Raw genomic sequence first — 22,773 nt, forward strand, 5'->3', positions numbered from 1 at the left:
ATGTCCGGTGCGGAAACGATCCATAACACAAAAGCGGGGCGGGTATTCGATTGGTTTAATGTGCTCTTTCTCGGCTGCTGCGGGCTGATAACCGTCTTGCCTTTTCTGTATATTATCGCGGGATCTTTTGCAACGGAGGCCGAGCTGGCGGAAAAGAGCTTCTTTATCTTTCCTGAGACATTCTCGCTTGACGCGTACCGCTATATTTTTTCAACGCCGACATTTATCAGGAGCATGGGGGTGTCTGTGTTCATTACGGTTGTGGGAACGATCGTCCAGCTCTTTTTTACATTTACGATGGCTTATCCTCTTGCGAAACGGCACATTAAGGGAAGAAACCTGCTTTTGAATCTCGTTATTTTTGCGATGCTTTTCAGCGGAGGAATGATTCCGACGTATATTGTCGTCAAATCACTGGGACTGCTCGATTCGTACTGGGCGCTAATATTGCCGATGGCGATTAATCCGTTCAATCTTATTATTATTAAAAACTTTTTTCAGCAGCTTCCGAAAGAACTTGAGGAGTCGGCAAAGATTGACGGCTGTTCAGAAATCGGCGTGTTCTTAAGGATCGCGCTGCCGCTGTCAAAGCCGATTATTGCAACTTTTGCGCTGTTTTATGCGGTCGGGATTTGGAACGACTTTTTCCATGCTTTGCTGTACATCAATGACAGCGCGAAATGGCCGCTGCAAATGGTGCTGCGCCAAGTGACGATTCTTTCGGATCTGACAGGGACGACGAATGATATGATGGAAGCGGTGCCGCCTGAACAATCGATTAAACTGGCCGTTATCGTCATTGCGACGCTGCCGATTTTAGCCGTGTACCCGTTTTTGCAGAAGCATTTTGCCAAAGGCATTCTGATCGGGTCTGTGAAGGGATAAAAAAACCGCCTGGCTCATGAGCCGGCGGCTTACGGCTCAGGCGGCTGAGCCGTTTTTATTTCTTTTTTTCATCCAAAAATAAACCGGGAGACCGACGAGGCCGATCAAAATCGACCACAGGCAGCTGTAAAAGTCAGTGATAAGCGTGCTGACAAGAACAAACAATGACCCGAGAATAGCCGCAACAGGCAGGTAAGGGTAGAGCGGCACGCTGTAAGCTCTCCCTTGGCCGTTCTTCCGTCTCCGCAAAATAAACACCGCGAAAAACGCCATGACATAGAAGATGTAAATCATAAAAATCGAAACCTCTGACAGCTTTTCCGGATTGCTGATGATCATTAAGATGACAGCGAACATCATCTGGACGATGACCGCGATCCAAGGCGTATGGAATGCCGGATGAACATGCGAGATCCAGCGGGAGAACGGAAGCTGTTTTTTCTCAGCCATCGCAAAGATCACGCGCGGAAAAGACAGAACTTTTCCGTTTAAGCAGCCGAAGATGCTGACGATAATTCCGATGGAGATCAGCTTGCCGCCGATCGGTCCGAACAGCATTGTAGCGGCTGTGCTTGTCGCATTTTCGCCAAGCTTGACAATCTGATCGGCAGGAAGAATGTGAAGCAGCGCCAAGTTAATGAACAGGTAGCAGGCTGTGACGATCAGTATCCCGCCTGTCATCGCTTTCGGGAGCACTTTTTCCGGGTTCTTCATTTCTCCGCCGAGTGCCGCAAGAAGGATCCAGCCGTCATACGCGAAGAGCGTCGCCAATACCGCCGCTCCGAAGTTTTGGCTGGCGATGCTCTCCGTAACTGTACTGAAAATATGTTCATTGCCCTGCCATAGACCGAACACAATGATACATACAATGGGAATCAGCTTTCCGATCGTTGTGACCGTCTGTACCGCTCCGCCGTATTTTGTTCCGACGATGTTGACGATGCATAAAAAGGCGACGGTGATAATGCCGATGAGTGCAGTCCATGATTTATCCCAGGAAAACAAGTTGGCCACTAGCGAGCCGAAATATAATCCGAGTGCGCCGATGATGGCCGGTCCGTAGATGATAATCTGCACCCAGCCGCATAAGAACCCCCAGAACTCGCCGTAAATTTCTTCAAGATATGTGTAAAGCCCGCCCGTTTTCGGAATTTGAGCGCCCAGTTCGGCGATTGTCAGCCCGCCTGCTAGCGTCAAAATTCCGCCAAGGAGCCAGGCGAAAAGAGCAATTTGTGCGTTTCCGGAATAGGAAAGCACGCTGCCGGGCTTCATAAACACGCCGGAACCGATGATCGTTCCAATCACAAGAGATAGCGCAAATAACAAGCCTATCTCTTTTTTTAGTCCGTTTGCTTCTGCATTCATTGCGATGCCTCCCATTGATGTAATCTCTTTTATAGAAAACTATTTTTATATTGTAATACCTTTTTTAAAAAAGAAAAATTAAATAAATTTTCAGATTTTCGCATTTTTTGTGTATGTTAAACATTTTAAGGTCGTAAAACCCGAAGGGGGCAGGAATAACCGAACCTTTTTAAGTCATTTCGGAGTTATTGTTAGTTTTTAGGAGCAGACAGGAAAGAAGGTCCTGTAAAACGGTTTGGTTGACTTTTCAAATCAAATCGCCTATTTTTGAGAAAGAAGAAATCTCGAATTCGAGATATTTAATGAGGAGATGATAGAATGAACGTAAATGGCATCCACCACGTATCTGCTTTAACTGCCAACGCTCAACATAATCTGGATTTCTATGTCAAAGGGCTTGGCATGAAACTGATAAAAAAATCAGTCAATCAGGATGAGCCGACGATGTATCATTTGTTTTACGGTGATGAAGTCGCGTCGCCTGGTTCAGATTTGACATTTTTCGAGATTCCGATGCTTGCCCGGAGGCGGGAAGGGACGAACTGCATTTCGTCCGTATCACTTCGGGTTCCCGGTGAACAAGCACTCGAATTTTGGAAGAAGCGGCTTTATGAGCTCGGCGCAGAGACTTACGGCATCGAGACGCGTGCGGGGCGGAGTGTTCTCCGCTTTTTAGACCATGAAGGACAGAACATGATGCTTGTGGCTGATGAAAAGGGAAAAGATCATGGAGTGCCTGTGAAAAACGGCGTCATTCCTGAGGAGGTCGCGATCAGGGGGCTCGGCCCGGTCGAATTGACTGTCAAGGACGCCGGTCCGACAGCTGCGGTGCTGACCGATATTCTCGGCTTTCATAAAATCGGTGAGGAACAGGCTGAGGAAACCGGCCGTACGCTTCACATTTTTGAATCGGGTGAAGGAGGAGCAGGCGCGGAGGTGCATGTGAAAGAGTCAGATGACGGCAGAAGAGAGCGTCCCGGGAGAGGAAGCGTCCATCATGTCGCTTTCCGCGTCAAAGATGAAGAAGAACTTAAGCGGTGGCATGAGATAATCAGTGAGAACGGCTTTTCGAATTCAGGGATTGTGGAGCGCTATTATTTTAAGGCGCTGTATTTCAGAGAACCGAACGGCATACTTTTTGAACTGTCGACTGACGGGCCTGGCTTTGCCGTTGATGAATCGATCGATGAGCTCGGCCAAAGCCTTGCCCTTCCGCCGTATCTCGAGCATCGGCGGAAAGAGATTGAAGCGCGGCTGAAACCGATTCAATAGAAAACGAGGTCCTGAAAAGGACCTCGTTTTTTTATATAAAAGGCATCCGGCGCAGCCGACAGCCTAAAAGGGGGGCATGCTGTTAAGATGATGCGGATTCTTTTTGGTCAAGCGTCATTTGTTTTGTCATTGTTTTGCCATTTCGAATGAGGGTAACCTTTACCGTATCCCCGATTTTTGCATCGTTGTAAAGAAGGTTGCGCAGCGCGCTTCCCGTATCGGTTTCTTTTCCGTTAAAGCTGACGATGACATCGTTCTCTTTAAGGCCCGCTTTATCAGCAGGGGAGCCTGAAGCGACCTGGCGGATGTAGACGCCTTTGTTTAACTGGCTGCCGCTTAATCCGAGGGTGCCTGTTTGATAGTTTTCCGGCACCTGCTCAAGATCCATCATGCCGATTCCGATAAACGGACGCTCAATTTTTCCTTTAGACATCAGCTCTTCTGCAATCGGTTTGACATCATTGCTTGGAATCGCAAATCCGATGCCTTCCACTCCGCTTTCACTGATTTTCATACTGTTGATGCCGATCACTTCGCCCTTTGTATTCAAAAGGGCGCCTCCGCTGTTGCCGGGATTGATGGCCGCGTCTGTTTGAATGACGTTCATCTCGGTTTGGCCTGCGGACGTATCAACGGAAACGGTCCGATCAACACCGCTGATGATGCCTTGCGTCACCGTGCGGGACAGATCTTTGCCGAGCGGATTTCCGATTGCAATGACCGATTCACCCGCTTTCAAGCTTGAAGAATCGCCGAAAGATGCGACTTTTTCGACGTGTTCAGCGGAAATTTCAACAACGGCAAGGTCTGTCAAGGAATCGCTGCCCAGCAATTTTCCTTCCACTTCTTTGCCGTTTGACAGGGAAACCGTCAATTTAGATGCGCCTTCGACAACGTGGTTATTTGTAATAATGTATGCTTTGCCGTTTGCTTTTTTATAAATGACACCTGAGCCTGTGCCTGTTTCTTGTTCGCTTGAACTGCTGTTGTTGCTGTTGCTTTCAAACCCAAACATACCGCTCTCCGTTTGTTTTTGATAGTTTGAAATACCGACGATGGCGGGAGATACATTTTCCACCATTGTTGAAATGTCAGACGAATTCGTGCTGGACAATTTTTCGGTATTCGCTTTATTGGAAGAAGCCGATGAGTTCGCAGTCTCATTAGTTTGTGTTTGGACAGATGTATTGGCCGTTTCGTCTTTGCTATGCTGGTATGTCGTGACACCGAGAACGAGGCTTCCCCCGATGATGCCGCTGAGGATTGGCGTCATCCATGAGAGTCTCCGCTTTTGCTGTTCTGCTTTTTTTATCGCCTGGTCGGGCTTTTGATCGGAGACGATGAGTTCGTTTTTCGTTTCAAGCTGATCTTCTCTATTATATTCCATCATTTTCACGCTCCTATTGTTATCATATCCTTTGATGCCTCAATCATAATCAAAGACTGTGGGATAAACATGAAAACATTGTGGGAAATTGTCAAAGAAAAAGGATAGAATAAATAGGGTGCTATTTATAATATGACATGTCAGAGGTGTTCTAAACGTTGAAAAAGATTGGATTTATCGGATACGGAAGCATGGCGCAGATGATTGCGGTGAAACTGCTTGATCAGGAGAAAATCAGCGATGACATGGTGGTCGTCAGCTCAAGGAATGATGGGAAAACAGGGGAGCTGAGAAAACTTTACCCGAATGTCGCCTGTCAATCAGCCGAAGAGCTCGCCAAACAGTGCGGCCTGATCTTCATCTGTGTACCGCCGATGGCGGTCAAGGAAACGCTTGAGAACATACAGCCGTTTCTTCAGGAGGATGTCCACATTGTTTCGATTGCCGCGGGGGTCGAGCTTGACCGACTTCACGACTGGACAAGCGGACAGGTGACGAGATACATTCCGACCCTCACATCTGAAGCCGGGATCGGTGTTTCGCTTGTTGTCCACGGCGAGCGGGTTGCTGAGGCGGACAAAAGCCGGCTGGAAGAATATCTTTCCGTTTTCAGCACAGTCAAACAGATACATGAGAGAGATATTGACGCTGCGAGTAATTTAACAAGCTCTTCACCAGGGTTCATCGCTTCGATCTTTGAAGAATTTGCTCAAGCTGCCGTCAGAAACAGCAGTCTTACGAAAGAAGACGCGTTTCAATTTCTGATTCATTCATTGCTGGGAACGGGCAAGCTGTTAATGGAAAAAGACATGACGTTTACACAAACACTTGATCGGGTGGCGACAAAAGGCGGCATAACCGGAGAAGGGGCGAAGGTCATTCAAAATGCCATGCCGGAAGTCTTTGACGAGCTGTTTGCCAGAACGATGAAGAAGTATGAAGACATTAAAGACGCTGTCCGCCGGCAGTGAGCTGCGGCATTTATCGACATATCCGGACATCCCAAAGCTGCCTGATCAGGCAGCTTTTTTATTTGCATTCGACAACATTCATCAAAATTCCAATTTTATATTAAATTTCTAAAATTACCAATGGTTATTGCATTTCTATTAAAATTCTAATATAATTTGTTAGAATATTCCCAAAATAATAAAAAATTTGAGACGTTTTTCATAAGGGGTGGTTTTTTGTGAAGCTGTATATGTCTGTTGATATGGAGGGGATTTCCGGACTTCCGGATGATACGTTCGTCGATTCAAGCAAGCTGAACTATGAGAGAGGCCGGAAGATCATGACGGACGAGGCCAATCATGTGATTGACGAAGCGTTCAAAAGCGGATGCAGAGAGGTGCTTGTCAATGACAGCCACTCTAAAATGAACAATCTGTTAATTGAGCGGCTCCATCCTGAAGCGCTGCTCATTTCGGGAGATGTCAAACCGTTTTCGATGGTCCAGGGACTTGACGATACATGCGATGGTGCCGTGTTCGTCGGCTACCATGCGAGAGCATCGATGAGAGGCGTGATGTCTCACAGCATGATTTTCGGCGTCAGACATTTTTACATAAACGATCAGGCGGTGGGCGAGCTGGGGTTCAACGCTTATGTTGCCGGTTATTACGGCGTCCCGGTTATCATGGTTGCCGGTGACAGCGAGGCGGCAGCTGAGGCGGAGGAACTGATTCCGAACGTAACGACAGCGGCCGTCAAGGAAACGATATCCCGTTCGGCGGTCAAATGCCTGACGCCGGAGAAAGCGGGGCAGCTATTAAGAGAGCGGACGGCATATGCGATTCAAAACCGCGATCAAGTCAAGCCGCTCACGCCTCCGGACAGGCCGGTGCTGCGGATTGAGTTTGCCAATTACGGGCAAGCCGAGTGGGCGAGTCTGATGCCGGGTGCTGAAATCGAACCGCAAACGACGACTGTCCGCTATCAAGCGAAAGACATTCTTGAAGCCTATCAAGCGATGCTTGTCATGACCGAGCTTGCGATGAGAACAACATTCTCCTAGGAAGGTGGGATGAAAATGGCGGGTTACATCATGAAGCGGCTTCTGTCGATGCTGGCGACCATTTTGGTGATCACGACATTGACCTTTGTGATGATGAAAGTGATTCCGGGCTCTCCCTTCAATGAAGAAAGAAACACGAATGAAGCGGTTCAGCGCAACCTTGAGGCTTACTATCAGCTTGATGAGCCTCTCTTTGTTCAATATTTGTATTATGTCAAGTCGATCGTTACCTTTGATTTCGGGCCATCGATCAAGCAGCCTTCACAAAGCGTGAACGATTTGCTGTCAAGAGGGTTCCCTGTTTCATTTGAGCTGGGGATGACGGCGCTGATTATGGCGGTCATTTCCGGGATCGTACTCGGAATCTTTGCCGCGCTGCGGCAAAACGGCGTCATCGACTATATAGCAATGACCATTGCCGTTCTCGGCATTTCGGTTCCCAACTTTATTATGGCGACCTTGCTGATACAGCAATTCGCCGTCAATTGGAATATATTCCCTCCATCGACATGGACGAGCCCGCTTCATATGGTGCTTCCGACTGCGGCTTTGGCAATGGGGCCGCTGGCGATTATCGCCAGGCTGACCCGTTCCAGCATGATTGAAGTGCTGACACAGGATTATATCCGAACGGCCCGGGCTAAAGGGCTTTCCCCTTTTAAAATTGTCATGAAGCACGCCCTGAAAAACGCCCTTATGCCAGTCGTAACGATTCTCGGGACGCTTACCGCTTCGATTTTAACGGGAAGCTTCGTCATCGAAAAAATCTTTGCGATTCCGGGCATGGGAAAATATTTTGTTGAAAGCATCAACTCCCGCGATTACCCCGTGATTATGGGTACCACCGTTTTTTACAGCATCATCCTCATCATCATGTTGTTTCTTGTCGACATGGCCTACGGAATCCTGGATCCGCGTATTAAACTGCATAAGAAAGGGTGAGCATATGAGCCTTCCAGTCCGCACAGAAAACGAAGCGTCTTCAGCCAGTGATATCCCTGTTGAATGGTTTGCCCCGCTGAAACAAAAGCAGGATGAGCGTGAATCCGTTGCAAGGCCGAGCCTGTCATACTGGCAGAACGCCTGGCGGATTTTAAGGAAAAACAAGCTGGCGATGGCGGGATTGGGCGTGTTAATCTTCCTGTTCATCATGGCTGTACTCGGACCGGTTCTTTCTCCGCACAGCGTCACCCAGCAGACGCTTTCCGAGCAAAACCTGCCTCCGTCGATGGAGCATTGGTTCGGAACCGATGAGCTCGGCCGCGATGTGTTTACAAGAACGTGGTATGGAGCGAGGATTTCACTGTTTGTCGGCGTGATGGCGGCTTTAATCGATTTTGCAATCGGCGTCATCTATGGCGGTATCTCCGGCTATAAGGGCGGCAAAACAGACCATGTCATGATGCGGGTCATCGAAGTGCTGCATGGACTGCCTTATTTATTGGTCGTCATTCTTCTCATGGTCATGATGGGGCCTGGACTCGGGACGATCATCGTTGCGCTGACTGTCACCGGCTGGGTCGGCATGGCGCGGATCGTCAGGGGTCAGGTTTTGAAGGTGAAGCATGATGAGCATGTTCTCGCATCCAAAACCTTCGGAGCGAAAACGGTAAGGATCATCAGGCGGAATCTCCTTCCGAACATGATGGGAGCGATCATCGTCCAGATGACCTTGACGGTGCCGTCGGCCATTTTTGCCGAAGCATTTCTCAGCTTCCTCGGTTTGGGCATTCAAGCCCCGTTTGCGAGCTGGGGTGTCATGGCGAACGACGGCCTTCCGGTGATCTTATCGGGACACTGGTGGCGGCTGTTTTTTCCTGCTTTCTTTATTTCATTAACAATGTTCGCTTTTAATGTCGTTGGAGACGGACTGCAGGATGCGTTAGATCCGAAGCTGAGGAGGTAATGTGTTTTTGCGGAAAAAAGTATTGGAAGTCGAGAATCTGCATGTTTCATTTACGACATACGGCGGCACGGTCAAAGCCGTCCGCGGCGTGAGCTTTGAGTTATATGAGGGGGAGACGTTTGCGATTGTCGGTGAGTCGGGATGCGGAAAAAGCGTGACATCGCAAAGCATCATGCAGCTTTTGCCGAAGTTTTCGGCAACGATCACAGACGGTGCGGTCCGCTTTAAGGGAAAAGACTTGCGCCATCTGTCCGAAAAAGAGATGAGAAAGATCAGAGGGGCCGAAATCTCAATGATCTTCCAGGATCCGATGACAGCCCTGAATCCGACCTTGACCGTCGGAGACCAGTTGACAGAAGCGCTTTTGGAACATCGGCCCGTGTCTAAAACAGACGCTCGAAAAGCGGTCATTTCGATGCTTGAGCTCGTCGGGATTCCGAATCCGAAAGAGCGTTTGAGGCAATATCCGCATCAATTCAGCGGCGGGATGAGGCAGCGGATCGTGATCGCCATGGCGCTCATCTGTGAACCGGAGATTCTGATTGCGGATGAACCGACGACCGCGCTCGATGTTACCATTCAGGCGCAAATTCTTGAGCTGTTTAAAGACATTCAGCGGAAAACCGGTGTATCCATCATTTTAATCACCCATGATTTAGGTGTAGTCGCACAGACGGCGGACAGAATCGCCGTGATGTACGCCGGGAAAATAGCGGAAACGGGAGCGAGGAGGGATATTTTTTACCGTCCGCAGCATCCGTATACAAAAGGCTTGCTGCATTCCGTTCCGAGGCTTGACCTTGAAGGTGGAGACCTCGTTCCGATTGACGGGACGCCGCCAGATTTGTTTTCTCCGCCTGAAGGGTGTCCGTTTACGGCGCGCTGTTCCTATGCAATGGAAGTATGCGGCAAGGTTTATCCTGCCGTTGCAGAAGTCTCGGCGGGGCATCGTGTGTGCTGCTGGCTTCAGGATGAAAGGGCGAAACGGGCTCTGCTGACAACATAATCATGAAATCGATTTTCAATGGGGGGATTTGATGAAAAGGCTAGCGAGCGTATTGGCTGCCGCAGTTGCGGTCATTCTGCTGTTCGGATGTACGGCAAATGAACAGGCTGGGCAGGAAACGAAGAAGAAAGCGAAAGAAACGGCTGGAGAACAAGTCCTGAGGCTGAACAATGAAAATGAACCGACATCTTTCGATCCGCCGATCGGCTTTAATAATGTCTCATGGCAGGCGCTGAACAATCTGATGGAAGGTTTGACTAGGCTTGGCGCAGACCATGAACCGGAAGCGGCGTCCGCCGAAAAGTGGAACATTTCCGACGATGGGAAGACATATACTTTTACAATCCGTGATGATGCCAAATGGTCGAACGGAGACCCTTTAACCGCTGGGGATTTTGAATATGCGTGGAAGCGTCTGCTCGATCCGAAAACGGGCTCTTCCGCCGCGTTTTTAGGCTACTTTATCGAAGGCGGCGAGGCCTTTAACAGCGGAAAAGGTGCGAAGGATGATGTCAAAGTCAAAGCGGAGGATGAAAAAACGCTTAAGGTGACACTCGAAAGTCCGCAGCAGTCGTTTTTAAGCATTGTAGCCAATCCGGCTTTTTTCCCGGTTCCTCAGAAAATCGCCGAAAAAAATCCGAAATGGCATGAAGAAGCTGCTACATTTGTCGGCAACGGTCCGTTTAAACTGACAGAATGGAAGCATGATGAAAGCTTTACGATGGTAAAGAGCGATACGTATTGGGACCGGGATACTGTGAAGCTTGATAAAGTGACATGGGCGATGGTCGATGACAGAAATACCGACTACCAAATGTTCGAGTCGAATGAGCTCGATACGGCTTATGTCCCGGCTGAAATGAGCGAGAAGCTGATAGGTTCTGACGAGGTGAAGGTGTTCGATCAGGCAGGTCTTTACTATTACAGATTCAATGTCAATAAAGAACCGTTCCAGAATGAAAAGATCAGAAAAGCGTTTGCGATGGCTGTCGATCAGCAGGAAATCGTCGATTATGTCACAAAAAATGGTGAAAAACCGGCCCGCGGGTTTGTGTCTTCGGGAATCAAAGGGCCGAACGGCAAGGATTTTCGCGAGGAAGGCGGCGATTTGCTCAAATATGACGCCGATGAAGCGAAACAGTTGCTCGAAAAAGGCATGAAGGAAGAAAACTACGAAAAGCTGCCCGCCGTTACGCTGACATACAGCACAAAACCGGAGCATAAAAAAATGGCGGAAGCGATTCAGCAGAAGCTGAAAAGTACGCTCGGCGTCGATGTGAAGCTCGCCAATATGGAATGGAATACATTCCTTGAAGAACAGAAGGCGCTCAAATTTCAATTTTCCCAAAGCTCTTTTCTGGCTGATTATGCGGATCCGATCAACTTCCTGGAAAGCTTTCAAACGGGTAACGCAATGAACAGAACCGGCTGGAGCAATTCAGAGTATGACGAACTGATCAAGGCGGCGAAAAATGAAGCTGATGAAGAAAAACGCACAGAGCTGCTGCATCAGGCTGAAGAACTGCTGTTTGAAGGGATGCCGATCATACCGATCCACTTCTATAATCAAGTCCATTTGGAAAAGGAGAATGTGAAAGGCATCGTCCGTCATCCGGTCGGCTACATTGAACTGAAATGGGCCGAAAAAACGTCATGATCAAACTTGTCCGTCTGCCACTTTCTTTGTGCACGCCACCGCACAGAGGCGGGCGGACTTTTCATAAAGGGGGATGTCTCAGTTGAATATTGCGCCTCAAAGATTAATGCAGGGAGATACAGTCGGTGTGATTGCGCCGGCCAGTCCGCCCGTCCCCGAAAAGCTTGACCGCGCCGTCCGGTTTTTAAAAGAACTCGGGCTTGAAGTCAAAGTGGGACGTTCAGCCATTGAAAGACACGGCTATTTGGCGGGGAACGATGAAGAGCGCTTGGAGGATCTGCACGACATGTTTGAAGACCGTTCGGTCAAAGCTGTCATCTGTGCCTGCGGAGGTTACGGCACGGCGAGGATTGCCGAGAACATTGACTACCGACTCATCAAAAGCCGCCCGAAAATTTTTTGGGGCTATTCAGACATCACTTTTTTACATACAGCGATCAGGCAAAACACCGGACTTATTACATTTCACGGTCCGATGCTCAGTTCGGATATCGGCAATAAAGACGTGCATCCGCTCACCCGGCGCTCTTTCCGGCAGCTGTTTCAAAAAATGACGCTCACCTATACAGAGGAGCTGTCGCCTTTGGAAACGCTCGGAAACGGTGCGGCGAAAGGGGAGCTTGTCGGCGGAAACCTCGCTCTTCTGGTGACGACGCTCGGTACGCCTTATGAAATTGATACGAAAGGAAAGCTTTTGTTTATCGAGGATGTCGATGAAGAGCCTTACCGAATTGACCGGATGCTGAATCAATTGAAAATGGCCGGGAAATTATCGGACGCCGTCGGCATCCTGCTGTGCGATTTTCATAACTGCTCCCCGAAAAAACGCGGTGAGTCACTTACATTAAAAGAAGTTTTCCAAGATTATATCGCCGCTGCAGGAAAACCGGCGCTGTCAGGCTTTAACATCGGCCATTGTTCACCGAATATCGCCGTTCCGGTGGGGGCGCAAGCCGTCCTTGACGCCGACAAAAAACAGCTTACGATCGATCCGGGAATTTCTTGATGGAAAAAGGAGGCTGCTATGAAGATTGCCGAAATGACGACAAACCGTATCGCCGTGCCGCTGAAAAAACCGTTTAAAACAGCGCTTCGAACTGTCCGCACAGCGGAAGCCATCATTGTCAAATTAACGGCTGAAAACGGGATGACAGGCTGGGGCGAAGCGCCTCCGACTGCCGTTATTACCGGTGAGACGCTTGACAGTATTGAGGGGGCAGTCAACACGATATTCGCACCGGCGCTCTCCGGGCGCAACTTGCGAATGGCGGAGGCGATATTTCATGACATCGACAAGCTGATTGTTGGAAATACAAGCGCAAAGGCCGCTGTAGAAACAGCCGTCTACGATTGCTTGGCGCAGCTTTGCGGTCTTCCCCTGTATCAATTGCTGGGCGGATACAGGCGGGAGATCGAGACGGATTTTACTGTCAGCGTCAATGACCCGGAAGAAATGGGGAAAGACGCGGCCCGTTATGTAAAAGATGGGTTTCGTACGCTCAAAATTAAAGTAGGAAAAAACGATATGGCAACAGACCTCGAACGGATCAGGGAAATCCGCAAACAAGCGGGGGGCGCTGTCCGGATCCGCGTGGACGCCAATCAAGGCTGGACGGCGAAACAGGCTGTCAAAGCCATTCGGAAAATGGAGGATGAGGGGCTTTCGATCGAGCTTGTCGAACAGCCGGTTCACCGATGCGATCTCGAAGGCTTGAAACAGGTGACAGATGCCGTCGATACGCCGATTATGGCGGACGAAAGCGTGTTTACCCCAAGGGATGCTTTTCACGTACTGAAAACGAGAAGCGCCGATCTCATCAATATTAAACTGATGAAAGCGGGCGGCATCCGCCAGGCGTTGAAAATCAACGCCATGGCAGAAGCGTGCGGAGTGGAATGCATGGCCGGAAGCATGATCGAAACAAGGGTCGGCATCACAGCAGCCGTCCACTTCGCAGCAAGCCAGAAAAATGTGACAAAATTCGATTTTGATGCGCCGCTCATGCTGAAGAAGGATATTGTTGAAGGCGGCATCCGCTATCATGGAGGAACGATCACGATACCGGATGCTCCCGGACTCGGTATCACGAAAGTCAACCATTGAGAGGGGGAAGACGAATGAGCCTTTATACGACAACCGTCTCGGTCGCCAACGTCTGGACCAGTCCGGAAGCACCGCGCCGCATTGACCGGTTGATGCTGGCAAATCCCGTACATGTAAGAAGCTGGCTTGACGCAATGTCCTTCGATGAGCGTCTTGAGCTGTGTACGGCAAACCTTGTTCAAACACAGGTGCTTTTCGGAGAAGATGTGCAGCTTATAAAAGAGCGGGAAGGCTGGGCTTTCGTCATCATTCCCGGGCAGCCGTCTGCAAAAGACGAACGTGGCTACCCGGGCTGGATACCAAAGGAATGCCTGGCCGAAAAAAGCCCGGCGAAGTCTGAGACAAACGCCGTCATTCAAAAACCGACGGCTTTTCTATATGATGACAAGAAAATGAAAGTTCTTGAACTGAGCTTTCTCACTAAGCTGCCCGTTTTGTCTTCGGACGGTATTTGGTTTGAGGTTGATACACCGCTCGGACGCAGATGGCTGAAAAAAGAAGATGCGGATATCGAAACACCTGTAAAAGGCAGTGGAGACGACATCGTTCAAACCGGTGAGGCGTTTTTGAACCTGCCCTATCTTTGGGGAGGAATGAGCGGTTTTGGCTACGATTGCTCAGGATTTGTCTTCAATATGCTGAAGGCGAACGGCTGCTCAGCGCCGCGCGATGCCGGCGATCAGGCGAACAGCGGAAAAGAGGTGTCCTTCAGCAGCCCGAAGCGGGGCGATCTACTGTTTTTCGCATATGAAGAAGGCAAAGGGCGGGTTCACCATGTCGGCATTTACTGCGGAAACGGAGAGATGCTGCACTCTCCAAAAACGGGAAAATCGATTGAGGTCATACCTCTTAAAGGCACAATTTATGAAAAAGAGCTGTGTGCCATCAGGCGCTATTTTTAATTAAAACGGGGGGATTGGCATGCAAACCGGCGCTTTATTGAAAGTCAGCCGTCTCAAAATGCACTTTGACGCCGGAAGGGGCAAAACGGTCAAAGCGGTCGACGGCATTTCATTTGATATTAAAGAAGGAGAGACGTTCGGACTCGTCGGAGAATCGGGCTGCGGCAAGTCGACTTCCGGAAGGGTGCTGATGCGCCTTTATCAGCCGACAGAGGGCGAGGTTACATATCGGGGAAAAAACATCCACAATTTGAGCGATGATGAATCATTCCAGTACAACCGCAAAATTCAAATGATTTTTCAAGACCCCTATGCTTCACTAAATCCGAGGCTAACGGTCAGGGAGATTATGACAGAGCCCATGGAAATCCACGGCCTGTACGGAGGGAAAAAGGCGCGTCTTGAAAAAGCGGACGAGCTTCTGGAAGCAGTCGGCCTGCACAAAAGCTTTGCCAATCGCTATCCCCATGAGTTCAGCGGCGGACAGAGGCAAAGAATCGGCATCGCCAGGGCGCTTGCGCTTGAGCCTGAATTTATCGTCGCTGATGAGCCGATATCCGCACTTGATGTCTCCGTCCAGGCGCAAGTCGTCAACCTTTTGAAAAAGCTGCAAAAGGAAAAAGGGCTCACGTTTTTATTTATCGCCCACGATCTTTCCATGGTGAAGCACATCAGCGACCGGATCGGCGTCATGTATCTCGGGCACATGGTCGAGATCACCGACAGCAGCCGGCTTTATCAAGAACCGCTGCATCCTTACACCCAGGCGCTTTTATCGGCTATCCCGATTCCCGATCCGGATGTGGAAGATAAGCGGAAACGAATCATACTGAAAGGCGAGCTGCCAAGTCCGATCGATCCGCCGAGCGGCTGCGTTTTCAGAACGAGATGTCCCGCCGCGACGGACATTTGCACCGCCAAAAAACCGCTCTTAAAAGAAGCCGATGACGGTCATTTTGTCGCCTGCCATCTGTATGACAGCGACGCGAGAAATGAGGAGGACGGCCTGAAGGTGACGCTGCAGGCGAGGTGAATATAGAAAGAAGGAGCCCTTGTTACAGGGCTCCTCAGTTTGCCGGCGACTTTTCAGAATCGCTCAGCCGCTCATGCCAAATGAAACAAGGATCAGGCGCCGCCTTGGTGACATCCGGTAGAAGTACGCTCAATCGGCAATGTACAGCATCTGAAAGACCCGCCGGATTTTATGATCTCGGATAAGTCGATTTCGATGACCGTATAGCCCCTTTTTCTGAGCTCCTGATTCACGTGGCGGTTAACAGGCAGGCTGATCACGGTTTTATTGCCGATGGACAGAACGTTTGTACCGAGTTGGAACTGTTCATCATCCGTAATTTCGATCATCTCATAGCGTTTTTTCAAGACGTCGTATTCTCTTTCTCCTAAGGCTTTTGGATAGACAAGCGCTTCTGTCGGCGAAAGAATGTTGAAGACGCAATCCAGATGAAGGAACGTTTCTTCAAACGGAACCGGTATGACTTCATAAGAGGGAAGCCTGCGCTTCAGTTCTTGGACGGCCGAGAACGTCGTTCTGTGGCTGATACCGGCATATATGGTATTTTGGTCGACGAGGATGTCGCCGCCTTCGATTTGATAGCCTTCATTAAATGCGGCCCAGGAGATCTGTTCTTTTGCCAGCCATTCCTGGAGGACGTTTTCTTCGCCCTGGCGGATGTCGGCTGATAGCTGCGCGGAAAACACAGTGTCTCCGATCGTAAACCCGATATCGCGCGTGAAAACCTGTTCCGGAAATTGGCTTAAAGCAGGCAGAATCACGACTTCAATACCCCGGCTCTCCAATTCTTTTATCAATGTATGATGCTGGCGGACGGCCAGCGTTTTATCGATATTATCTTTTTGAAAATACTTTTGTGTTTCATTGATCACTTCTGCAATCTCCATATATTCCGGTCTGCATAACACCACTTTTTTTAAGACATCGTATTCGCTTGTACAGCCCGCCCCGCGGTTTTTTTTCGATAATGCTGAGTCCATTTTGATTCCCCCGTCCTCTCTTTAGTCATTTCATTATTCCCTTCCCGCAGCGGGAAATAAACCTTTTAGCGAGAAAATCTGACAGTCAGCCGGATAAAAAAGTTTAGACAAATGAATTCTAATAGTGTTTAATATAGAAAAAATCCACTTTACAAACGCATCTTAGTAGACATCAAAGGAGTAATGGATGATGAATGGACCTGAAAAGAGATACTGCAAAGAATCAAAAGTTGTCAAAACAAGCAGGGTATTTCCGCTTGATACGAACAATCACAACACCTTGTTCGGCGGCAAGCTGATGAGCTATATCGACGATATCGCTTCGATTTCGGCAGCGAGACACTCGAGGTGTGAAACCGTGACAGCTTCCATGGATTCCGTCGATTTTCTCGAACCGATCCGCCAGGAGGATTCAGTCTGCCTTGAATCTTATGTGACATGGGTCGGCAGAACGTCAATGGAGGTATTCGTCAAAGTCATTAAAGAGCATTTGCTGACAGGCGAACGAAAGCTTGCGGCGACATCCTTTTTAACCTTCGTGGCGCTTGATCAGGACGGCAATCCTCAGGCCGTTCCCCAAGTTGTACCGCAGTCTGAAGAAGAAATCATGCTGCACCAGACCGCCCGGCAGCGCGCCGAAGAACGGAAAAACCATCGCAAACACAGCAAAGCGCTGGCCCAGGCGCTGGCTGTTGACAAACCTTGGTAAACATACGAACAAAACCCCGGCTCAGGTATCAGTTGCCGGGGTTTTGCTGTGTCATGAATACACAAACCAATATTTGTTCAAAATAAATGACAAAAAACGGAAAGAAGTTTTGGGTGAAATGCTTGAATTTGTATGGACTTTTTTAGCCAAGCCTGCTTTAGTGTTCTCTATAGCTTATATTCTTTTCCGAATCGCAGGGAAGAAAGCCGTTTCGCAAATGACGAACTTCGACCTTTTGCTGACATTTGCGATTGGAACGATCATCAGCGAACCGATTCTTACTTCTAAAATTTCAATGTCCATTTATTATGCACTTACCTTTCTGATTTTCTATTTGTTGATTGAAAAGCTGTCATTACACAATAAATGGCGCTGGTTTCTTGTCGTCAGTCCGACCGTGCTGATCCGAAACGGCAATATTGATGAAGGGGGATTAAAAAGAGAGCGGCTGACCGTCAATGAACTGCTCGGCAAATTGCGCGAAAAAGGCTATGCCGATCCGAAAGATATCGACATCGCCCTGATTGAAGAATCGGGCCAGATCAGCGTGATTCCCAAATCGGAAGCGAGGCCTGTACAGCCGCGGGACCTCAGCTTGGAGACGAAGCGGAATTTCGTGCCGATTCCGCTTATTTTAGACGGCGAAATCATCGAACACAATTTAAAATACTTGAAAAAAACGAAAGAATGGCTGTTTCAAAAATTAGAGGATAAAGGGATTGAGCAAGCGATGCTGCCAACCATTACGCTCGGCACCCTGAACGAAAAAAATGAAATTATGATTGATAGGGAAGATCCCGGCAGCCCGTTAACTGATGATCCATATCTTTATAAACCGGGGCAAGACCATTAATTTTCGCCGAATAGGCGATTTTTTTATTTTGTACTATTTCAGAAAAATATTAAGAGTCTGTTCTTTTCTTCATCCGTAAAATGAAACAGGGCATTTGTCACGAAAGTTGAAAATGGTGTCACAAAAAATAGGAGGAAAATATGTTGTTTTCTGTATTTTTATAGCATATATTAGTTTTTGTGAAAAAATTTTGATGGTAGGTGCAATTGATGAAAAGGTTTTTTAGTGTAATGATTTTGGGCGCCCTGCTGCTGCTCGGCACTTCTGTGCCAATCGAAGCGGCAGACTACGGACGCGACGTCCTCGGCTCAAAAGACGGCTGGGGCGCTTATGGAAAAGGAACGACCGGAGGCGCTGACGCTTCTTCTGATCAGGTATATACGGTCAAAAACCGCAAGCAGCTTGTTGAGGCATTAGGGGGAGACAATAAAAAGAACAGCGAAAATGATACGCCGAAGATCATCTATGTGAAGGGAACAATCAATCTTAGTGTTGATGATGACAACAATCCTTTAGGCTATGAAGATTATAAAGACCCTGAATATTCGATCGAAGCGTATCTCAAAGCTTATGATCCGAAGAAATGGGGGAAAAAGGAGCCGTCAGGAAAGCTTGAAGAGGCAAGGCTCCGCTCCAAAGACAATCAGAGGGAGCGTGTCTTGATCAGAGTCGGTTCAAACACGACGATAATCGGGCTCGGAGATGATGCGAAAATCGTCGGCGGAGGCCTTTATGTCAAAAACGCGGAAAACATCATTATCCGCAATATCGAATTCGAAAACGCGTACGATTTCTTCCCTGGCTGGGATCCGACGGATGGGAGCAGCGGAAACTGGAATTCAGAATATGACAACCTGCTGATTGAAATGTCCAAAAATATTTGGATCGACCACTGCTCATTCAATGACGGAGATCAGCCTGATGAGCTGAACGAAACGTATTTCGGGCGTGAATTCCAGCATCACGACGGACTGCTGGATATCAAAAAGCAGTCGGATTTTATTACGGTATCCTACAGCATATTTTCAGGACATTCTAAAAACACGATTATCGGATCAAGCGACAGCTACAAAGCAGACAACGGTCATTTAAGGGTGACATTCCACCACAATCTCTACGAAAATATAAAAGAGCGGGCACCGCGCGTCCGCTACGGAAAAGTGCACATTTACAACAACTATTTTAAAAGCACGAAAGACAGCTACAATTATTCATGGGGTGTAGGCTATTCTTCAAAAATTTATGCTGAGGACAACTACTTCGACCTGCCGGAAGGAACGAAGCCTCAAAAATTGATGAAGGTCTTTAAAGGTGACGCTTTATATGAAAAAGATACGGTCGTAAACAACCAAAAAAGCGTCGCAAAAATCGATGTTGTCAGCACATACAACCAAGCAAACCATACGTCTGTCAAAAAATCGGCCGGCTGGAAGCCGACGCTGTTTGAAAAAATCGACGACGCAGAAGATGTGCCGACAATCGTTGAAGCGCAGGCAGGCGCAGGAAAACTGAAGTAATATACGCAAAGCGGACATGGTGTCCGCTTTTTTTGTTCGGGTATCTTGCAATACAAAATACCATATGTTATGATTCATCTATCTTGTATTGCAAGATACATAAAAGAGGTGGCTTATGAGTTCAACGCAAATGCTGAAAGGGATTTTAGAAGGATGTCTGCTTGCTGTCATATCCGAAGGGGAGATATACGGCTATGAAATGACAAAGGTGCTTGCAGGATACGGTTTTTCGGATATCAGCGAAGGAAGCATCTATCCGATTCTCCTGCGCATGCAAAAGGAAAAATGGGTGGAGACCGAACTAAAACGGTCGGCGAGCGGCCCGAAGAGAAAATATTACAGACTGACACCCCTTGGCGAAGCGGAGCTTCGATCGTTCATCGGGCGTTGGAAGGCATTATCCGGGAACGTCAATGCGCTGCTCGAAAAAAAACTGAAGGAGAAGTGAAATCGTGCTATCAAAAGACATGCAAAACGTATTGGACGACATGAGATTGTATTTAATGTCTGTAGGAAAAAGCGACAAAGAAATCGAAGGGATCATGAATGAGCTGACAGTTCATGCCTTGGAAGGGGAAAAGGAAGGAAAAACCGTCCGGCAAATTTTTGGGGATTCTCCCAAGTCATATGTTCAAGCACTGTCAAAAGAGCTTTCATCAAGGCCTGGGGAGATCGCCAAGTTGTTCTTTGCCATTTTGATCGGCGCGATATCCTATTTTATATTCAGTGACGCCGTGAACGACAGCCTCAATTATTCGGTCTATGTACTGGCAGGCTATCCGCTTTATATTTTGCTGGCAGCGGCTATGTTACCGCTGTTGGGCCGCGTTTCAGCGTTTAAAGGGAAGAAAACGGCCTTCATGTATACGGTGATGTACACCGCTTTGACGTTTTTTCCGATTTTGGCGATTATTTTTATTGATCGGCAATTCGGGACACCTATTCTTTCGTTTGACGGGGGAAGCCGCTGGCTGATTATGGCTCTGTCGTTTCTCGTGATCGTACTTTTGTCTTTCAGGTTGAAAGCTGCAGCCTTGTCCATATTGCCGCTGCTTTTAGCCGGAACGCATTTTTTGTTTCAGTATATGAAGTGGGATTCAGCCGGAGCCATGCTGGCAGAAACTTATATTCCCTATATCGGGCTGTTGCTCGTCATGTTCATTGAGACAAAGCGTGCCAAAAATACGGCTCAATATGAATGAAATACGGAAGAGCATGATATTTTTTAAGGTAAAGACTCTTGCCTTTTGGCGATCACAATGTTTATGATCAGAGCATGAAAGGTGGCCGATATATGGATATGATGTGGGGCTATGTACTCGTCTTTATTTTGGCTGCGATTCCGTGGTTTGAAGTGATCGGTGTCGTGCCGCTAGCGATCGTTGCCGGGCTTAAACCGGTTCCGTCCGCTATTATCGCACTATTCGGAAATCTGTTAACTGTACTGCTGCTTATTTTTTTAATTGACAAAGTGAAGGCGTGGCTTGAAAGAAAACGCGGGGAGCGGGGAACGGAGACCGATAAGCTCTCAAAAAGGAAAAGCAGAGCGAAAAAAATATGGCTGACCTACGGCATCCCTGGCCTTTCTTTCGTCGGACCTTTCTTTATCGGCTCCCACTTAACCGCGTTTATGTGCATGGGCTTCGGGGCCAAGCACAGGCAAACGGCGCTCTGGATGACGGGGAGTCTCACGGTATGGACAGCGGTGTCGGCTGTCGCTGCCTACTACGGTTTCAGTTTCCTCGCTCCTGAAAATGAAGGGCTGCTGAAAAATATCTTTAAACAAGAGGAGTGAAGTTATGCCGTTTTTAAAGGATTTATCTCCAGTTGAAGAGATGGCGCCGACAGTCGGGGTGCTTTTTTCGGCGGTCAATGAAAACATCGAACGGCTGAAATCAATCGTCTCCGGCATCAGCCGGGAGGAGCTGGAATATAAGGGGGAGCATGGCGACAAAAACAGCATCGCCCAGCTGATCTATCATTTAATCAATGTCGATATTCGCTGGGTATACAGGCTGAAGGGAAGCGAATTTCCCAGAGAGCTGGAAGAGAAATACGGGCCGATGACAGATGAAAACGGACGTTTGCCGGAGGTAAAAGGCTTACCCTTATCCGTGTTAATCGAGTGGTATGACGAGGTACTGGAGATGTTGAAACGCACCGTTAAAGGCTTCTCGGAAACAGACTTGTTGAAGAAGGTTCCGTATGAGGGAGGGTTTTCGACCATCCGCTGGGGAATCTGGCATATGTCTGATCATAACCGCTATCACCAAGCGCATATCCAGGCCTGCTTAGGGGAGTACCGCAAGCAAAACAGTTGATTTTTTCGAATGATTTGGTATGATGCTAATTAGCAAACTTCATAGCGTTAAAGTTTTCTAGGGTTCCGCACATTCGGATGTGGTCTGGTCCGAGAGAAAACACATATGATTTGTTCATATGCACACGGAGGGATAAAAGCCCGGGAGTATCGTTTTCATCGATAACCCGGGTTTTTTCTTTTGCTGAAAATGAATTGGAGGGATTTTGATGAGATGGGGCAGTGTCATACTTGCAGCCTTGTTTGAAATTGGCTGGGTCATGGGGCTGAAACACGCTGATTCGGCTCTTGAATGGATCGGCACGGCGGCGGCCGTCGCGATGAGCTTTTATATACTGGTGAAGGCGGGAGAGAAGCTGCCGGTCGGAACCGTGTATGCCGTATTTACCGGTCTCGGCACAGCGGGAACGGTCGTCTGCGAAATCGTCTTGTTTCATGAGCCGGCAAATATCGCCAAGCTTGCTCTGATCGGTGTTTTGCTATGCGGCGTGATCGGCTTGAAGCTTGTAACAAATGAAGAGAAAGGGGAGGCGTCATAATGGAATGGATCTGCCTCATCGCCGCCGGTATACTGGAAATGCTCGGCGTGACGATGATGAACCAGTTTCATAAAGACAAGCGGCTGAGATGGATCTTATTGTTGATCATCGGTTTTGCCGCTTCGTTTTTCTTGCTATCCCTTGCGATGGAGACGCTGCCGATGGGAACGGCGTATGCAGTTTGGACAGGGATCGGCACGGTTGGAGGTGCGCTTGTCGGCATCCTGTTTTACGGAGAGCCGAAAGACGGAAAACGCATCTTTTTCATCGCGCTCATTTTGGGATCAGCCGTCGGACTGAAACTGATAAGCTAGAGTCCGGCCC

The 22,773-nt window shown here is 48.4% G+C and carries 24 protein-coding genes and 1 riboswitch; of the genes, 21 read left to right on the forward strand and 3 right to left on the reverse strand.

Annotated features, from left to right (window positions below; translation table 11 throughout):
* Entirely contained in the window at positions 1-885 is an 885-nt protein-coding gene (locus tag MHH76_RS07355; RefSeq protein ID WP_023856757.1) for a carbohydrate ABC transporter permease, read from the forward strand.
* Positions 886-921: 36 nt separating this feature from the next.
* On the opposite strand, the gene MHH76_RS07360 is transcribed toward MHH76_RS07355, so the two are convergent.
* Entirely contained in the window at positions 922-2,250 is a 1,329-nt protein-coding gene (locus tag MHH76_RS07360) for an amino acid permease (protein ID WP_023856758.1), read from the reverse strand.
* A gap of 318 nt (positions 2,251-2,568) precedes the next feature.
* Between MHH76_RS07360 and MHH76_RS07365 the strand changes: the two genes are divergently transcribed.
* Positions 2,569-3,522: a ring-cleaving dioxygenase gene (locus tag MHH76_RS07365; RefSeq protein ID WP_039072680.1), complete on the forward strand. Its 954-nt coding sequence runs from the start codon at positions 2,569-2,571 to the stop codon at positions 3,520-3,522.
* A gap of 82 nt (positions 3,523-3,604) precedes the next feature.
* Here MHH76_RS07365 and MHH76_RS07370 read toward each other — a convergent pair whose 3' ends face one another.
* Positions 3,605-4,912 (reverse strand): trypsin-like peptidase domain-containing protein, encoded by a 1,308-nt coding sequence (locus MHH76_RS07370; protein ID WP_023856760.1) that lies wholly within the window; start codon positions 4,910-4,912, stop codon positions 3,605-3,607.
* A 155-nt stretch (positions 4,913-5,067) separates the two neighbouring features.
* Between MHH76_RS07370 and proG the strand changes: the two genes are divergently transcribed.
* From proG to MHH76_RS07420, 10 genes are all read left to right on the forward strand, one after another.
* The gene (proG, locus tag MHH76_RS07375) at positions 5,068-5,880 is read left to right on the forward strand and encodes a pyrroline-5-carboxylate reductase ProG (RefSeq protein WP_023856761.1); all 813 of its coding nucleotides are present in this window, start codon (positions 5,068-5,070) and stop codon (positions 5,878-5,880) included.
* Positions 5,881-6,098: 218 nt separating this feature from the next.
* Positions 6,099-6,923 (forward strand): M55 family metallopeptidase, encoded by an 825-nt coding sequence (locus MHH76_RS07380; RefSeq protein ID WP_023856762.1) that lies wholly within the window; start codon positions 6,099-6,101, stop codon positions 6,921-6,923.
* 15 nt (positions 6,924-6,938) lie between these two features.
* Positions 6,939-7,865 carry an ABC transporter permease gene (locus MHH76_RS07385; RefSeq protein WP_023856763.1) on the forward strand — a complete coding sequence of 309 codons (927 nt, stop codon included), beginning with the start codon at positions 6,939-6,941 and terminating at the stop codon, positions 7,863-7,865.
* A 4-nt stretch (positions 7,866-7,869) separates the two neighbouring features.
* Entirely contained in the window at positions 7,870-8,829 is a 960-nt protein-coding gene (locus tag MHH76_RS07390; protein ID WP_023856764.1) for an ABC transporter permease, read from the forward strand.
* Positions 8,830-8,836: 7 nt separating this feature from the next.
* Positions 8,837-9,835 (forward strand): ABC transporter ATP-binding protein, encoded by a 999-nt coding sequence (locus MHH76_RS07395; protein WP_023856765.1) that lies wholly within the window; start codon positions 8,837-8,839, stop codon positions 9,833-9,835.
* 31 nt (positions 9,836-9,866) lie between these two features.
* A complete protein-coding gene (locus tag MHH76_RS07400; RefSeq protein WP_023856766.1) occupies positions 9,867-11,492 on the forward strand; it encodes a peptide ABC transporter substrate-binding protein in 1,626 nt (541 codons plus the stop codon).
* Positions 11,493-11,565: 73 nt separating this feature from the next.
* A complete protein-coding gene (locus MHH76_RS07405) occupies positions 11,566-12,498 on the forward strand; it encodes an LD-carboxypeptidase (protein ID WP_223254842.1) in 933 nt (310 codons plus the stop codon).
* Between the two features lie 18 nt (positions 12,499-12,516).
* Positions 12,517-13,596: a dipeptide epimerase gene (locus MHH76_RS07410; protein WP_003180955.1), complete on the forward strand. Its 1,080-nt coding sequence runs from the start codon at positions 12,517-12,519 to the stop codon at positions 13,594-13,596.
* A gap of 14 nt (positions 13,597-13,610) precedes the next feature.
* Positions 13,611-14,498: a C40 family peptidase gene (locus MHH76_RS07415; protein ID WP_003180957.1), complete on the forward strand. Its 888-nt coding sequence runs from the start codon at positions 13,611-13,613 to the stop codon at positions 14,496-14,498.
* Between the two features lie 19 nt (positions 14,499-14,517).
* Positions 14,518-15,531, forward strand: coding sequence for an oligopeptide/dipeptide ABC transporter ATP-binding protein (locus MHH76_RS07420; RefSeq protein ID WP_023856767.1), 1,014 nt, complete (start codon positions 14,518-14,520; stop codon positions 15,529-15,531).
* Between the two features lie 92 nt (positions 15,532-15,623).
* On the opposite strand, the gene MHH76_RS07425 is transcribed toward MHH76_RS07420, so the two are convergent.
* On the reverse strand, positions 15,624-16,511 hold the full coding sequence (locus MHH76_RS07425) for a dimethylarginine dimethylaminohydrolase family protein (RefSeq protein WP_023856768.1): 888 nt from the start codon (positions 16,509-16,511) through the stop codon (positions 15,624-15,626).
* A gap of 190 nt (positions 16,512-16,701) precedes the next feature.
* On the opposite strand from MHH76_RS07425, the gene MHH76_RS07430 reads away from it, so the two are divergent.
* The 9 genes from MHH76_RS07430 (at position 16,702) to MHH76_RS07470 (ending at position 22,763) form a co-directional block, all read left to right on the forward strand.
* A complete protein-coding gene (locus MHH76_RS07430) occupies positions 16,702-17,220 on the forward strand; it encodes an acyl-CoA thioesterase (RefSeq protein WP_023856769.1) in 519 nt (172 codons plus the stop codon).
* Between the two features lie 118 nt (positions 17,221-17,338).
* Positions 17,339-18,073 carry a DUF421 domain-containing protein gene (locus MHH76_RS07435; protein WP_003180966.1) on the forward strand — a complete coding sequence of 245 codons (735 nt, stop codon included), beginning with the start codon at positions 17,339-17,341 and terminating at the stop codon, positions 18,071-18,073.
* 209 nt (positions 18,074-18,282) lie between these two features.
* On the forward strand, positions 18,283-19,590 hold the full coding sequence (locus MHH76_RS07440; RefSeq protein WP_023856770.1) for a pectate lyase: 1,308 nt from the start codon (positions 18,283-18,285) through the stop codon (positions 19,588-19,590).
* A gap of 115 nt (positions 19,591-19,705) precedes the next feature.
* Positions 19,706-20,038 (forward strand): PadR family transcriptional regulator, encoded by a 333-nt coding sequence (locus MHH76_RS07445; RefSeq protein WP_020451091.1) that lies wholly within the window; start codon positions 19,706-19,708, stop codon positions 20,036-20,038.
* Positions 20,039-20,042: 4 nt separating this feature from the next.
* Complete coding sequence (locus MHH76_RS07450) at positions 20,043-20,792, forward strand: DUF1129 domain-containing protein (protein WP_020451092.1); 750 nt, start codon at positions 20,043-20,045, stop codon at positions 20,790-20,792.
* A gap of 92 nt (positions 20,793-20,884) precedes the next feature.
* Positions 20,885-21,385, forward strand: a complete 501-nt coding sequence (locus tag MHH76_RS07455; RefSeq protein WP_020451093.1) for a small multi-drug export protein — start codon at positions 20,885-20,887, stop codon at positions 21,383-21,385.
* 4 nt (positions 21,386-21,389) lie between these two features.
* Positions 21,390-21,911: a DinB family protein gene (locus tag MHH76_RS07460; RefSeq protein ID WP_020451094.1), complete on the forward strand. Its 522-nt coding sequence runs from the start codon at positions 21,390-21,392 to the stop codon at positions 21,909-21,911.
* A gap of 46 nt (positions 21,912-21,957) precedes the next feature.
* A riboswitch (guanidine-I (ykkC/yxkD leader) is annotated at positions 21,958-22,060 on the forward strand.
* Positions 22,061-22,119: 59 nt separating this feature from the next.
* Complete coding sequence (locus MHH76_RS07465) at positions 22,120-22,449, forward strand: multidrug efflux SMR transporter (RefSeq protein ID WP_020451095.1); 330 nt, start codon at positions 22,120-22,122, stop codon at positions 22,447-22,449.
* Positions 22,449-22,763: a multidrug efflux SMR transporter gene (locus tag MHH76_RS07470; RefSeq protein ID WP_020451096.1), complete on the forward strand. Its 315-nt coding sequence runs from the start codon at positions 22,449-22,451 to the stop codon at positions 22,761-22,763. Before MHH76_RS07465 ends, MHH76_RS07470 begins: the two co-directional genes overlap by 1 nt.
* Positions 22,764-22,773: the final 10 nt, after the last annotated feature.

Origin of the sequence: Bacillus sp. FSL L8-0193 (genome assembly GCF_037976065.1) — a bacterium.
GTDB lineage: Bacteria > Bacillota > Bacilli > Bacillales > Bacillaceae > Bacillus > Bacillus paralicheniformis.